Annotated in this window: 10 protein-coding genes and 1 tRNA gene; 7 read left to right on the top strand and 4 right to left on the bottom strand. The window is 57.7% G+C overall.

The genetic code is table 11. The features are described from left to right. Positions 1–300: 300 nt before the first annotated feature. Genes AB5Y70_RS16530 through AB5Y70_RS16520 form a run of 3 tightly spaced genes read left to right on the top strand, consistent with a single transcriptional unit; the run spans position 301 to position 5050 of the window. Complete coding sequence (locus AB5Y70_RS16530; RefSeq protein ID WP_010674903.1) at positions 301–2223, top strand: PrkA family serine protein kinase; 1923 nt, start codon at positions 301–303, stop codon at positions 2221–2223. A 24-nt stretch (positions 2224–2247) separates the two neighbouring features. Beyond that, entirely contained in the window at positions 2248–3519 is a 1272-nt protein-coding gene (locus AB5Y70_RS16525) for a YeaH/YhbH family protein (RefSeq protein ID WP_010674904.1), read from the top strand. Between the two features lie 10 nt (positions 3520–3529). Then, the gene (locus AB5Y70_RS16520; RefSeq protein WP_010674905.1) at positions 3530–5050 is read left to right on the top strand and encodes a SpoVR family protein; all 1521 of its coding nucleotides are present in this window, start codon (positions 3530–3532) and stop codon (positions 5048–5050) included. Positions 5051–5109: 59 nt separating this feature from the next. On the opposite strand, the gene fadR is transcribed toward AB5Y70_RS16520, so the two are convergent. Next, positions 5110–5823: a fatty acid metabolism transcriptional regulator FadR gene (fadR, locus tag AB5Y70_RS16515; protein ID WP_010674906.1), complete on the bottom strand. Its 714-nt coding sequence runs from the start codon at positions 5821–5823 to the stop codon at positions 5110–5112. A gap of 333 nt (positions 5824–6156) precedes the next feature. Between fadR and nhaB the strand changes: the two genes are divergently transcribed. Both nhaB and dsbB read left to right on the top strand, forming a co-directional pair. Further along, on the top strand, positions 6157–7731 hold the full coding sequence (nhaB, locus tag AB5Y70_RS16510) for a Na(+)/H(+) antiporter NhaB (protein WP_010674907.1): 1575 nt from the start codon (positions 6157–6159) through the stop codon (positions 7729–7731). Positions 7732–7817: 86 nt separating this feature from the next. Then, positions 7818–8339, top strand: a complete 522-nt coding sequence (gene dsbB / locus AB5Y70_RS16505) for a disulfide bond formation protein DsbB (protein WP_010674908.1) — start codon at positions 7818–7820, stop codon at positions 8337–8339. 246 nt (positions 8340–8585) lie between these two features. Here the strand turns inward: dsbB and AB5Y70_RS16500 are convergent, their stop codons facing one another. The 3 genes from AB5Y70_RS16500 to uvrB form a co-directional block, all read right to left on the bottom strand. Further along, positions 8586–9248, bottom strand: coding sequence for a DedA family protein (locus AB5Y70_RS16500; protein WP_010674909.1), 663 nt, complete (start codon positions 9246–9248; stop codon positions 8586–8588). 147 nt (positions 9249–9395) lie between these two features. Next, positions 9396–9653, bottom strand: coding sequence for a DUF1232 domain-containing protein (locus AB5Y70_RS16495; RefSeq protein WP_010674910.1), 258 nt, complete (start codon positions 9651–9653; stop codon positions 9396–9398). Continuing rightward, positions 9650–11662, bottom strand: a complete 2013-nt coding sequence (uvrB, locus tag AB5Y70_RS16490) for an excinuclease ABC subunit UvrB (protein ID WP_010674911.1) — start codon at positions 11660–11662, stop codon at positions 9650–9652. Before uvrB ends, AB5Y70_RS16495 begins: the two co-directional genes overlap by 4 nt. Before the next feature lie 132 nt (positions 11663–11794). On the opposite strand from uvrB, the gene AB5Y70_RS16485 reads away from it, so the two are divergent. Both AB5Y70_RS16485 and AB5Y70_RS16480 read left to right on the top strand, forming a co-directional pair. Continuing rightward, positions 11795–11870: transfer RNA gene (locus AB5Y70_RS16485), tRNA-Asn, on the top strand. Between the two features lie 771 nt (positions 11871–12641). After that, positions 12642–14327 carry an aspartate:alanine antiporter gene (locus tag AB5Y70_RS16480; protein WP_029314601.1) on the top strand — a complete coding sequence of 562 codons (1686 nt, stop codon included), beginning with the start codon at positions 12642–12644 and terminating at the stop codon, positions 14325–14327. Positions 14328–14365 lie beyond the last annotated feature (38 nt).

Genomic DNA, 14365 nt, shown 5'->3' with positions numbered 1-14365 from the left:
GCTGGCACCGCCCCCTGACAAAACAGAGCGTCACCATTTTCTCCCTCTGGCACACAAAGATTTATTTTTTATGTCTTTGACATTTGCATCACTGTCGTGGCAAAAATAATTTAACAGTCAGTAACATAGGTATGTCACTTACTGCTTCTTCCCGCACGAGGATCGGGAAGCTCCCGCACAAACTTAAACCAATGATGGCGATGGATTACTGGGGGCTGTTGACTAGGCTTAAGAGGTAAACAGAACAAAAGTAGTGATCCACTCTTTTTCAGGGCAAGCGACTATAACGAGGGCTAAGTTATGGGCATCTTCGAGCACTATCAACAGCGGTATGAGAAGGCCAGAGAGGAGGAGTACAGCATCCAGGAGTTTCTGGATATGTGCAAACAGGACAAATCCTGCTACGCCTCTGCCGCCGAACGTCTGCTGACCGCCATCGGCGAGCCGGAAATGATCGACACCTCGACCAATCCACGTCTCAGCCGTCTCTTTTCCAACCGCGTCGTCGCACGTTATCCCGCTTTCAAAGACTTCTATGGCATGGAAGAAGCCATCGAACAGATTGTCTCCTATCTCAAACATTCCGCTCAGGGTCTGGAAGAGAAGAAACAGATCCTCTATCTGCTCGGACCGGTTGGCGGCGGTAAATCCTCGCTGGCAGAGAAACTCAAATCCCTGATGCAAAAAGTGCCCATCTATCGCATCAAGGGCTCACCAGTGAATGATCACCCCTTCTGCCTGTTTGACATCGACGAAGATGGCGAAATCCTCGAGAAGGAGTACGGCATCCCTCGCCGTTATCTGCGCCCCATCATGTCTCCCTGGGTCGCCAAGCGCCTTCACGAGTTTGGCGGCGACATCACCAAGTTCAAGGTGGAGAAGGTGAACCCCTCCATCCTCGATCAGATCGCCATCGCCAAAACCGAACCGGGGGACGACAACAACCAGGACATCTCCTCCCTGGTCGGCAAGGTCGATATCCGCATGCTGGAACACTTCGCCCAGGATGATGCCGATGCTTACTCCTACTCCGGTGCGCTATGCAAGGCAAACCAGGGGATGATGGAGTTCGTCGAGATGTTCAAGGCCCCCATCAAGGTGCTGCACCCGCTGCTGACGGCGACGCAAGAGGGGAACTACAACGGTACCGAAGGGCTCTCCGCCCTCCCCTTCGACGGCATCCTGCTGGCCCACTCCAACGAATCCGAGTGGCAGCAGTTCCGCAACAACAAGAACAACGAAGCCTTCCTCGACCGTGTTTACATCGTCAAGGTGCCCTACTGCCTGCGCGTCTCGGAAGAGGTGAAGATCTATGAAAAACTGCTGTTCAACAGCGAGCTGACCGAGGCCAAATGCGCACCGGGTACTCTGGAGTTGCTGGGCCAGTTCTCGGTGCTGTCGCGGCTCAAGGAGCCGGAAAACTCCAGCCTCTATTCCAAGATGCGAGTCTATGACGGCGAGAGTCTCAAAGACACGGATCCCAAAGCGAAAAGCTATCAGGAGTACCGGGATTATGCGGGGGTTGACGAGGGCATGAACGGCCTTTCCACCCGTTTCGCGTTCAAGATCCTCTCCCGTGTCTTCAACTTCGACCACGCGGAAGTGGCAGCCAACCCGGTGCACCTCTTCTATGTGCTGGAGCAGCAGATAGAGCGCGAGCAGTTCCCGCAAGAGCTGCACGATCGCTATCTGGAGTTCATCAAGGGTTACCTGACTCCGCGCTACGTCGAGTTCATCGGCAAGGAGATCCAGACCGCCTACCTCGAGTCGTATTCAGAGTACGGTCAGAACATCTTCGATCGCTACGTCACCTACGCCGACTTCTGGATCCAGGATCAGGAGTATCGTGACCCAGAAACCGGCCAGCTGTTTGACAGAGCGTCTCTCAACAGCGAGCTGGAGAAAATTGAAAAACCTGCCGGGATCAGCAACCCGAAAGATTTCCGCAACGAAATCGTCAACTTCGTGCTGCGTGCCCGGGCCAACAATGCAGGCCGTAACCCCAACTGGACCAGTTACGAGAAGCTGCGCACCGTGATCGAGAAGAAGATGTTCTCCAACACGGAAGAGCTGCTGCCGGTTATCTCCTTCAACAGCAAAACCTCGGCTGAGGAGCAGAAGAAGCACGATAACTTTGTCGAACGGATGATGGAGAAAGGCTACACACGTAAACAGGTGCGGCTGCTCTCCGAGTGGTATCTCAGGGTACGCAAGTCATCCTGACCCTGCCGTGTTCAAGGGGGAGTTATGGCGCATTTTATCGACCGCAGGCTCAACGGCAAAAACAAAAGCGCTGTCAATCGGCAGCGCTTCATCCGCCGCTACAAGAAGCAGATAAAACAAGCGGTCTCGGATGCTGTCTCCAAGCGCAGCATTCAGGACGTGGACAAGGGTGAGAGCATCAGCATCCCGACCAAGGACATCGGGGAACCCCATTTTCATCAGGGTCATGGCGGCAAACGGGAGATGGTGCATCCAGGCAACGACCAGTTCGTATCTGGTGACAAGATTGACCGGCCCAAAGGGGGTGGCGGCGGCCAAGGGAGTGGCGAGGGCCAGGCTTCGGATCAAGGAGAGGGAGTCGATGATTTCGTCTTCCAGATCTCCAAGGACGAGTACCTGGACTTGCTGTTCGAGGATCTGGAGCTGCCGCGGCTGCAAAAGACCCAGCTCAACCAGCTGATGGAGATGAAGACCTATCGGGCCGGCTACACCTCCAACGGGGTGCCTGCCAACATCAACGTGGTGCGCTCCCTGCAAAATTCGCTGGCGCGGCGCATGGCGCTGCAGGCAGGCAAGAAACGTCAGTTGCGTGAACTGGAGGAGCGCCTGGCCCAGCTGGCTTGCGAGCCCAACGACCATTTCGCCGAAATGGCGCAACTTGAAAAAGAGATCAGGGAGCTGAAACGACGGATCGATGCGGTCCCCTTTATCGACACCTTCGACCTCAAATTCAACAACTTTGTCAAACGGCCCGTCCCCTCGAGCCAGGCGGTGATGTTCTGCCTGATGGACGTCTCCGGTTCCATGGATCAGGCTACCAAGGAGATGGCCAAGCGTTTCTATATCCTGCTTTATCTATTCCTGAGCCGGACTTACAAGAATGTCGAGGTGGTCTACATCCGCCACCACACCCAGGCCAAGGAGGTGGACGAGCACGAGTTCTTCTACTCCCAGGAGACCGGCGGCACCATCGTCTCCAGTGCGCTCAAGATGATGAACGACATCATCAACGAACGTTATCCCGCCAACCAGTGGAACATCTATGCGGCGCAGGCCTCTGATGGTGACAACTGGGCCGATGACTCACCCCAGTGCAGGGAGATCCTGATGCGCGACATCATGCCGCGGGTGCGTTACTACTCCTACATCGAGATCACTACCCGCGCCCACCAGACCCTGTGGCACGAATATGAGGCGGTGGCAGAGCAATACGCCCACTTCGCCATGGAGCACATTCGCAAGGTCGAGGACATTTATCCGGTGTTCCGGGAATTGTTCAAGAAGCAAGCGGCTTGAGGGATCACATATGGTAGAAACCGCAAGAAAGATAGCGCCGCTGGACGATGGTCCTGACTGGAACTTCGATCTGCTGGAGCTTTATCACCAGGAGATAGCCCGGGTCGCCAAATTCTATCGGCTCGACACCTATCCCAACCAGATCGAGGTGATCACTGCAGAGCAGATGATGGATGCCTACTCCAGTGTCGGCATGCCCATCGGTTATCAACACTGGTCATTCGGCAAGCGCTTTATCCACACCGAACGCAACTACAAGCGCGGCCAGATGGGACTCGCCTACGAGATCGTCATCAACTCGGACCCCTGCATCGCCTATCTGATGGAAGAGAACACCATGCCGATGCAGGCGCTGGTCATGGCCCACGCCTGCTATGGTCACAACTCCTTCTTCAAGAACAACTATCTGTTCAAGGCCTGGACCGATGCCTCCTCCATCATCGACTACCTGTTGTTTGCCAAGAACTACATCACCGAGTGCGAGGAAAAACACGGCATCGATGCGGTGGAGAAACTGCTTGACTCCTGCCATGCCCTGATGAACTTCGGGGTGGATCGTTACAAGCGGCCCCAGAAGATTTCTCTGGCCGAGGAGAAACGGCGCCAGAAGGCGCGGGAAGATTATCTGCAAACCCAGGTCAATGAGCTGTGGCGTACCCTGCCCAAGCAGCACAAGATTGCCGGGGTGGAAGACAGGCGCTATCCTGCCGAGCCTCAGGAGAACATCCTCTATTTCATCGAAAAGAATGCCCCCCTGCTCGAGCCCTGGCAGCGCGAGGTGGTGCGTATCGTGCGCAAGATCAGTCAGTACTTCTACCCGCAGAAGCAGACGCAGGTGATGAACGAGGGCTGGGCCACCTTCTGGCACTACACCATTCTCAACCACCTCTATGACGAGGGAAAAATCAGCGATCGCTTCATGCTGGAGGTACTGCACAGCCACACCAACGTGGTCTATCAGCCCCCCTACAACAGCCGGTATTACTCGGGGATCAACCCCTACGCCCTTGGCTTTGCCATGTTCACGGACCTGCGTCGCATCTGCGAACACCCGACCGAGGAGGACAGATACTGGTTCCCCGATTACGCTGGCACCAACTGGGTCGAGACATTGCATTTCGCCATGCAGAACTTCAAGGACGAAAGCTTCATCAGCCAGTTCCTCAGTCCCAAGGTGATGCGCGACATGAAGCTCTTTGCCATCGATGACGACGATCTGAAGAACCACCTCAAGGTGTCCGCCATTCACAATGAAGAGGGCTACCGACTGGTGCGTAGCACCCTGTCCGCTCAATACAACCTGAGCAACCTGGAGCCCAACATTCAGGTCTACAACGTGGCAGTGAAAGGCGATCGCTCCCTGACCCTGCGCTATGTTCCCCACAACCGCATCCCCCTTGGCGAGTCACGCCACGAGGTGCTCAAGCATCTGCATCAGCTGTGGGGCTTCGATGTGGTGCTGGAGCAGGACAATGGCGAGCTATCCGCAGATATCATCGGCCGTTGTCCGGACCGCAAGAGCATGACCTGACGTCAGTGCCGGGCATAAAAAAACGCGCCATCAGGCGCGTTTTTCTTGGATCAGGGCAATCAGTTGTCACACAGGTTGCTTGGCATGTCCTGACGCAGACGGGTCCAAAGCTTGCCAGACTCGATGCCGTACTGGCGTACCGTCATGAACACGGCTTCGTGATCCTTAGTTTCGGCCAGCTTGCGCAGCGTCTTGTAGTAGGCATCTGCGGTTTCCCGCGCCTGTTTGTCCGAGAAGTAGTAGCGGCCAACCCGGCTATATAAGCCCTTGAAACCGTTGAGAATCAAGGCATAGATGGGGTTGCCCGAGGCAAATGAAAGCTGGTGATGCAAACGGTAGTCGAAGTCCGCATAGGCCTCGGCCGTGTTCTCCACATCATCGGCACCCCGCAAGATCTCGGCGGCCTGTTCCGGGTTGTTGCGAATGGCGCCACGGATGAAGATGGTGCAGATGTTGGTCCGGGCGGAGAGCAGCTGTGCCACCAGATCCGGCACCTTGTCCTGATCGAGACGTGCCAGTGTCTCCAGAATGTTGAGACCGGAGGTTTCCCAGAAATTGTTGACCTTGGTCGGTTTGCCATGCTGGATGGTGAGCCAGCCATCACGGGCAAGGCGCTGCAACACTTCACGCAAGGTAGTGCGAGTCACGCCGATCAATTCGGACAGCTCGCGCTCCGCCGGTAGAATGGATCCAGGAGGAAAGCGATTGTTCCAGATGGACTCGATGATGTATTCCTCGGCAAACCCGGCAGGGCTTTGCGCTTTAATGACCATGTAATGACTCTGTTGTAGTGCGTAAAAAGGCCCCCGAATAATAGCAAAGCCGGTCATGCTGGCAAGCAGAAGGTCGGTCCTCTGCTCACATTACCCCGATCTTTTTGTTAAAAATATGTATGCGGCGACAAGTGAGGAGTCAACCAACACCAAATGATGGGAATATAAGCGTTTGCTCGCTGGGCAAGTTCAGCGACCTTATTTATAGTTATCGCTCCCTTGATTAAAATCATGTGCAATCAATCTGATACAGGTGAATATCCGGATGTTCGGCTCGGGTCGGGCTCGACTGCATAGACGCAGATATCAACAACAGAACAGAGAACCATCATTATGCCAATCAGCCTAGGGCGCGCGTTTACAAAGAACTTTTTGGGCAATGCTCCGCGATGGTACAAAATTGCCATCGTTCTATTCCTGCTGATCAACCCGATCATTTTCTACGTTGATCCCTTCCTGGCCGGCTGGCTGCTGGTTGTCGAGTTTATTTTCACCCTGGCCATGGCCCTCAAGTGCTATCCGCTGCAACCGGGCGGACTCCTGGCCATCGAAGCCGTGCTCATCGGCATGACCTCCGCCAACCAGATAAAACATGAGCTGGTGGCCAATATCGAAGTGCTTCTGCTGCTGGTCTTCATGGTGGCCGGCATCTACTTCATGAAGCAGTTGCTGCTCTACGTCTTTACCAAGATGCTGGTGCGCATCCACTCCAAAACGTTGCTTTCTCTCGCCTTCTGCCTGGTGTCTGCATTCCTCTCCGCGTTCCTTGATGCCCTGACCGTGATCGCCGTGGTCATCAGCGTCGCAACCGGCTTCTACGCTATCTACCACAAGGTGGCCTCCCGGGATGAGTCCGGCAATCTGCATCATGATGACGAAGAGATTGACGAGCTCTCCCGCCAGCATCTGAACGAATTTCGTGCCTTCCTGCGCAGCCTGATGATGCACGCCGCCATCGGTACCGCCCTGGGGGGCGTCTGCACCCTGGTCGGCGAACCCCAGAACCTCATCATCGGTGAACAGGCGGGGTGGCACTTCGGTGAATTTGCCATTCGCATGGCGCCAGTCACCATCCCGGTCTTCATCTGTGGCCTGCTGACCTGCATCCTGGTCGAAAAATTCCGCTGGTTCGGTTATGGCGCCCGCTTGCCCGAGCCCGTGCGTCACATCATGGAATCCTACGAGCGAGACGAAGACGCACAACGTACCCCGCAGGACAAGGCCAAGCTGATCGTCCAGGCGCTGATTGCCACCTGGCTTATCACGGGTCTTGCCCTCCATCTGGCTGCAGTTGGGCTGATCGGCCTGACGGTCATCGTGCTCGCGACGGCGTTCACCGGCGTGACTGAAGAACACGCGCTTGGCAAGGCATTCCAGGAGGCTTTGCCGTTCACCGCCCTGCTCACCGTCTTTTTCAGCGTGGTGGCGGTCATCATCGATCAACAGCTGTTCAAGCCGGTGATCCAGTGGGTACTGGCGGCCAAGCCGGAGGATCAGCTTGCCCTCTTCTACCTGGCAAACGGTCTGCTCTCCATGGTCAGTGACAACGTCTTCGTCGGCACCGTCTACATCAACGAGGTGAAGACCGCCCTGATCAACGGCGCCATCAGCCGCGAGCATTTTGATCTGCTGGCCGTGGCCATCAACACCGGCACCAACCTGCCGTCGGTCGCCACCCCCAATGGCCAGGCCGCATTCCTGTTCATGCTCACCTCGGCCCTCGCTCCCCTGCTGCGCCTCTCTTATGGCCGCATGGTCTGGATGGCGCTGCCCTATACCCTGGTGCTGGGGCTTGTCGGCTTTTTCTCCGTGGAACTGCTCCTCGGTCCTGCAACCGAATGGTTCTATCAGGCAGGATGGTTGCTGGATCATGGGGCACTGCCACTGCCCACCCCGTCCACACACTGATCATGAAAGGGGCTGTTCGGCCCCTTTCTTTTCAGATGGGGCTCTGCTCTAATTCAGCCACTATTTTTCTATGAGAGATCAATCAGATGATCGAGTATCTTCGCCGCATTGCCAGTCATCGTCTGGCCTGGGGATTGCTGGCAGCCTCCGCTTTCGCGCTGGAACTCTGCGCCCTCTTCTTCCAGCACGTGTTGGGTTTGCACCCTTGCGTGATGTGCATTTATGAACGTATCGCCCTCCTCGGCGTACTCACGGCCGGCCTCCTCGGCATGGTCGCGCCAGAGCGCTGGTACCTGCGCTGGAGTGCCATGCTCCTGTGGGGTTACAGCGCCTTCTGGGGCCTGAAACTGGCGCTCAAGCATGTGGATTACCAGATGAACCCCTCCCCCTTCAACGTATGCGAGGGATTTGTTGACTTCCCTGCCTGGGCACCACTGGATAAGTGGGTTCCCTGGATGTTCTACCCGGACGGCGACTGCAGCGAGATCAGCTGGCAGTTCCTCGGTTTCTCCATGCCGCAGTGGCTCGTGGTCATCTTTGCCGCCTATCTGCTGGTGTTCGTCATCGTGGCTGCTGGCAACCTGATAAAAGGGCGCTGCTGCAACTAGTTCGTCACTCGACCCTAAGAAGGGAGCCCATGGCTCCCTTTTTATTTCCTCTTTATCGCCTCACGACCCCATGCCCAGAGGGCCGGATCTCCTTCTCCCTGTTCTGCCAATGAAGTGGCTGCCTGCGGGTGTGCATCATCGTAACAGGCCACAAGCGGGTCAAAGGGCGCAGCAGCGACCTGCCACTCGGCCTACCAACAAGAAGGGAGCCATCGGCTCCCTTCTTTCATGTCGTGCACGGCGATGTCACGCGCCTTCGGAGGTAGCCTTGCTGGCACTTCTCCTGGCCTTCACCATGCCGATCACCATGGGCAACAAGGAGACCGCGATGATGCCGAAGATGAGCAGGGTAAAGTTGTGGCGCACTACCGGCAGATTGCCAAAGAAGTGGCCGGCATAGACGAAGGAGAGCACCCACAAGAGCCCCCCCACCAGGTTGAACGCCAGGAAGCGGGGATAGGTCATGGCCCCCATGCCCGCCACGAAGGGGGCGAAGGTGCGCACTATGGGCAGGAAGCGGGTGATGATGATGGTCTTGCCGCCATGCTTGGCATAGAAGGCATGGGTCTTGACCAGATAGTCCCGGCGAAAGATTTTGGAATCGGGGTTGCGAAACAGCTGCTCACCGAAGAAGTGGCCTATGGTGTAGTTCACCACGTTGCCGAGCACCGCGGCGATGATCAGCACGGCGGCTAGGGTGTGCACGTCCAACACGCTGCCCACGGTGAGGGCACCTGCAGCAAACAACAGGGAGTCCCCCGGCAGGAAGGGAGTCACCACCAGCCCGGTTTCACAGAAGATGATGAGAAACAGGATGGCGTATACCCAGACGCCATAGTTCTCGAACAGCTCTTTCAGATGCACGTCAACGTGCAGAATAAAGTCGATGGCAAAGAGGATCAGATCCATTTTTTGGTACCCATGAAGTGAACGGCGTGGAGTCTACGCCAATGAGACCTGGCTCACAATCTCCCCATGGTCCCCTTTTTCGAATCCCATGAAGGGAGTCATTCAGTCCCCCCTTCTTTTCCCCTTTCCCTGAACGTAGGCTTCTGCTCACTCGGCCTTGTCCAGAGCGGCCAGCACCTCGCCGGGCAGGCATTTCTCCCAGCCCCACAAGAGGAGCAGCAACAGGGTCGCGTCGTCGAGCCAGCCAAGGAGAGGCACCACATCGGGGACAACGTCCACCGGGCTGATGCCATAGAGCAGGATAAGGATCACCAGCCCCTTCGCCCACCAGGGTGTGCCTGGGTGGCGAAAGCCCTGATAGAGGCGGCGCAAACGCCGCCAGATGAGCCAGCGTCTGGCGCTCATGACTCGATCAGCTCGCCGCGCAGCCGCTGGATCTGATCCCGCAGCGCCGCCGCCTGTTCGAACTCCAGATCCCGCGCATGCTGGAACATTTGCTCTTCCATCCGCTTGATCTCCTTGCTGATCTCGCTGGCAGAGCGGGCATGGTACTCCCCTTGCGGTTCGGCAGCCTTGCGACTCCCCTTGCCGGCCTTGCCCGCCGTGCGGCTGCCCCCCATGTCCATCACATCGCCGATGGCCTTGTTGAGCCCCTTCGGCACGATGCCGTGTTCCAGGTTGTGGGCGTGTTGCAGGGCGCGGCGCCGCTCGGTCTCTTCAATCGCGACCTTCATGGAGTTGGTGATGGTATCGCCGTAAAGGATCACCTTGCCGTTGAGGTTACGTGCCGCCCGGCCGATGGTCTGAATGAGGGAGCGGGTGGAGCGCAGGAAGCCCTCTTTATCCGCATCCAGAATGGCCACCAGGGAGACTTCCGGCATGTCGAGGCCTTCGCGCAGCAGGTTGATGCCCACCAGGACATCGAACTTGCCAAGGCGCAGGTCGCGGATGATCTCCACCCGCTCCACGGTATCAATGTCCGAGTGCAGATAGCGCACCCGTACCTCGTGATCTGCCAGGTATTCGGTCAAGTCCTCCGCCATCCGCTTGGTCAGTGTCGTGACCAGCACCCGCTCCTCCACGGCGACCCGCTTGCGGATCTCGGAGAGCAGATCGTCCACCTGGGTGCTGACCGGCCGCACTTCCACCTCGGGATCGAGCAGGCCGGTGGGACGCACCACCTGCTGCACCACGTCACCGCCGGACTTTTCCAGCTCGTAGGGGCCCGGGGTCGCCGAGACGAACACCGTCTGGGGCATCAGCGCCTCGAACTCGTCGAACTTGAGGGGCCGGTTGTCCAGCGCCGAGGGAAGCCGGAAGCCGTACTCCACCAGGGTCTCCTTGCGGGATCTGTCCCCTTTGAACATGGCGCCGATCTGCGGCACCGTGACGTGGGATTCGTCGATGATGAGCAGGCCGTCCCCCGGCAGGTAGTCAAACAGGGTGGGCGGCGGCTCACCCGGCGCGCGACCGGAGAGGTAGCGGCTGTAGTTCTCGATACCGGAGCAGTAACCCAGCTCCTGCATCATCTCCATGTCGAACTGGGTGCGCTGGCTGATGCGCTGCTCCTCCACCAGCTTGTTGAGGCTCATCAGCTGCTCGCGCCGCCCCTTGAGTTCCTCCTTGATGTGCTCGATGGCACCCAGAATGGTTTCCCGCGGGGTGGCGTAGTGGGTCTTGGGGTAGATGGTGTAGCGCACCACCGTCTGCTCGATGGCACCGGTCAGGGGATCGAACAGGGAGAGGCGTTCTACCTCTTCATCAAACAGCTCCACCCGCAGGGCCAGCTTGTCCGATTCGGCGGGGTAGATGTCGATCACCTCCCCCCGCACCCGGAAGGTGCCGCGCTGGAAGGCCATGTCGTTGCGGGTGTACTGCAGTTCGGCGAGGCGGCGCAGGATATCCCGCTGATTGATCACGTCTCCCACTTTGAGGTGCAGCATCATGCTGAGGTAGGCCTGGGGATCCCCCAGACCATAGATGGCCGACACCGAGGCGACGATCACCACGTCGCGCCGCTCCAGCAGCGCCTTGGTGGCTGACAGCCGCATCTGCTCGATGTGATCGTTGATGGAGGCATCCTTCTCGATGAAGGTGTCCGTGGTCGGCACATAGGCTTCGGGCTGGTAGTAATCGTAATAAGAGACGAAATACTCCACCGCGTTGTCGGGGAAGAACTCCTTCATCTCCCCATAGAGCTGGGCCGCCAGGGTCTTGTTGGGCGCCAGGATCATGGTGGGGCGATTGAGGGTCGCGATGACGTTGGCCATGGTAAAGGTCTTGCCCGAACCGGTCACCCCGAGCAGGGTCTGGTGGGCCAGTCCCGACTCGATGCCATCGAGCAGCTGGGCGATGGCCCTCGGCTGATCCCCGGCGGGTTGAAACTGGCTGGCCAACTGGAATAACTTGCTCATGACGACTCCCGGCAAAAAACGGCAAGGGTGCAGTGTACCCCGAGTTGAAGGAGCTGGGTATCCGCTCACCCTCCCTGATGGCTATTGACCCCGAAATACGACCTCTGTATGATGCACCTCCTTGCCTGATGTTCCCCCGTAGTTCAGTCGGTAGAACGGCGGACTGTTAATCCGTATGTCACTGGTTCAAGTCCAGTCGGGGGAGCCAATTCCTCACCATCTCGGTGCAAGTTATCCACTTTAGTGCTTTCCTCTTCCAATTTTAATGCACAAGCCCTTCCCTGCGGCCTGACTCCTTTTTGATCTCCCGATACTGACCAGCAGCGTTTTGTTCTGCTGCGCATAACTATTTGATTTTTATAGAAACAATTAATTGCAGGTATTTTTTGAACAGTCCTTGCAGCCCAGTATTGGCGCGGCTTTCAGCCTGATCGCCAAGTTTCATGAACAGGGTTATCCACAGTTTCTGTGGGTAACTTGACCAAAGCCACGGTTCATCTGGGTTGGCAGCCATTGTCCCCGGTTTGCGCTGGCCGCCTCCCCTCTTCCCCATTTTCTGCTGTTTTTCCCTTCCCCCCTAAATGGGATGAATTGACTCGCGGTGCTGCCTGTGGGTGATTTTTTTTCGCTATGCCGCATCCTGCGGGTCAGCCCTCGCCGGATGAGTCATAAGTCTCTTTTGTAACCCTTCAATTTCCTCAGTGGAAAATGCTGAAAAACGTGCCCGTTTGCTCCCCATGCAGCAGGTAATAAATTGTCCACAGGAGTGTCATCCCCTCCCGGCTCGACAGCATATTTCACTCATTGACAGCGGGCCTTGCAGCGTAAAATAGAGGTGTTTTCCCCAGCCCCCCCTCGCATCCCTATCTTCACCGAAGAGACCAGCACTTAACTGGCTGTTAATCCGCTTTGGCGCTTCTTTCTTGATACAGGATCCGGCACAATATCGGCCCCACTTTTTTCCTCGGTTTTTCCGGGCATGACCATAGATTTCGTGACATTGCTACATCAAAGCGACTCCCTGCTGCTGTTCGTGGTACTGGCCTTCGGGCTGCTGCTGGGCAAGGTACGCATCGGCAACTTCCAGATAGGCAACACCATAGGCGTGCTCTTCACCGCCCTGCTGTTTGGCCAGATGGGATTCCAGTTTTCCACCTCCACTGAAAACGTCGGCTTCATGCTGTTCATCTTCTGCGTGGGGATTGAAGCGGGGCCGCACTTTTTCAGCGTCTTCCTTCGCGACGGCATCCACTACATCACCCTGACCCTGGTGATCCTGCTGTCGGCCCTGCTGCTGACCGTGGGGCTCGCCAAGTTCTTCAATCTGGGGCCCGGCATGGCCGCCGGCATTCTGGCAGGTTCCCTCACCTCCACGCCGGCCCTGGTGGGGGCCCAGGACGCCCTGCGAAGCGGATTGCTCAACCTGCCCCACCAGACCGACATGCAGTCGGTGCTCGACAACATGGGGATAGGCTACGCCCTGACCTACTTGGTGGGCCTGGTGGGCCTGATGCTGGTGGTGCGCTACCTTCCTTCCCTGGCTAGGCTGGATCTCAACACCGAGGCCCAGAAGATCGCCCGCGAGCGGGGGCTCTCCGACAGCGAGAGCCGCAAGACCTATCTGCCCATCATCCGCGCCTATCGGGTCGGCCCGGAGCTCGCCGCCTGGATCGGCGGTCGTACCCTGCGCGAAACCGGCATCTATCCCCACACAGGCTGCTATGTGGAGCGCATTCGCCGCAACGGCATTCTGGCCAGCCCCGATGGTGACGCCGTCATTCAGGAAGGGGACGAGATCGCCCTGGTGGGCTACCCCGAGAGCCACGAGAAGCTCGACGTCAACTACCGCAACGGCAAGGAGGTGTTCGATCGCAACCTCCTTGACCTGCAGATCGTCACCGAAGAGATCGTGGTGAAGAATGATGCCGTGGTGGGTCGCCATCTGGTGGAGCTCAACCTCACCGAGAAGGGATGCTTCCTCAACCGGGTGGTGCGCTCCCAGATAGAGATGCCGTTCGATCGCAACATCATGCTGCAAAAGGGCGACGTGCTGCAGATCAGCGGCGAGAAGCAGCGGGTCAAGCTGCTGGCCAACAAGATAGGCTTCATCAGCATCCACAGCCAGACCACGGATCTGGTGGCTTTCGCCACCTTCTTCGTGCTGGGCCTGCTCATCGGCTCCGTCTCCCTGGTGTTCGGCCAGATAGAGTTCGGCCTCGGCAATGCCGTCGGTCTGCTGCTGGCGGGGATCCTGATGGGCTACCTGCGTGCCAACCACCCCACGGTGGGCTATGTGCCACCAGGCGCCCTGCGCCTTGCCAAGGATCTCGGACTCGCCGTCTTCATGGTGAGTACCGGCCTCAAGGCCGGGGGCGGCATCCTCGATCACCTGAGCGAAGTGGGGATGGTGGTGCTCTTCTCCGGCATGCTGGTGACCACCTTGCCGGTGCTGGTAGGCTACCTGTTCGGTGTCTGGGTGCTGAAAATGAACCCGGCCCTGCTGCTCGGCGCCATCACCGGGGCCCGTACCTGCGCCCCGGCCATGGACGTGGTGAACGAGGCGGCCAACAGCTCCATCCCGGCGCTCGGCTACGCCGGCACCTATGCGGTGGCCAACGTCATGCTGACCCTGGCGGGCTCCTTCATCATCGGCTTCTGGTTCTAGCCGCAGAGTACCTGCCCGCCCATGAAAAAAGGGAGCCT

This window comes from Aeromonas sp. s1(2024) (assembly GCF_040908005.1).
In the GTDB taxonomy this organism is placed as follows: Bacteria; Pseudomonadota; Gammaproteobacteria; order Enterobacterales; family Aeromonadaceae; genus Aeromonas; species Aeromonas caviae.
Note: the sequence above shows the minus strand (reverse complement) of the source record. Positions and strands in the feature narration are given on the sequence as shown.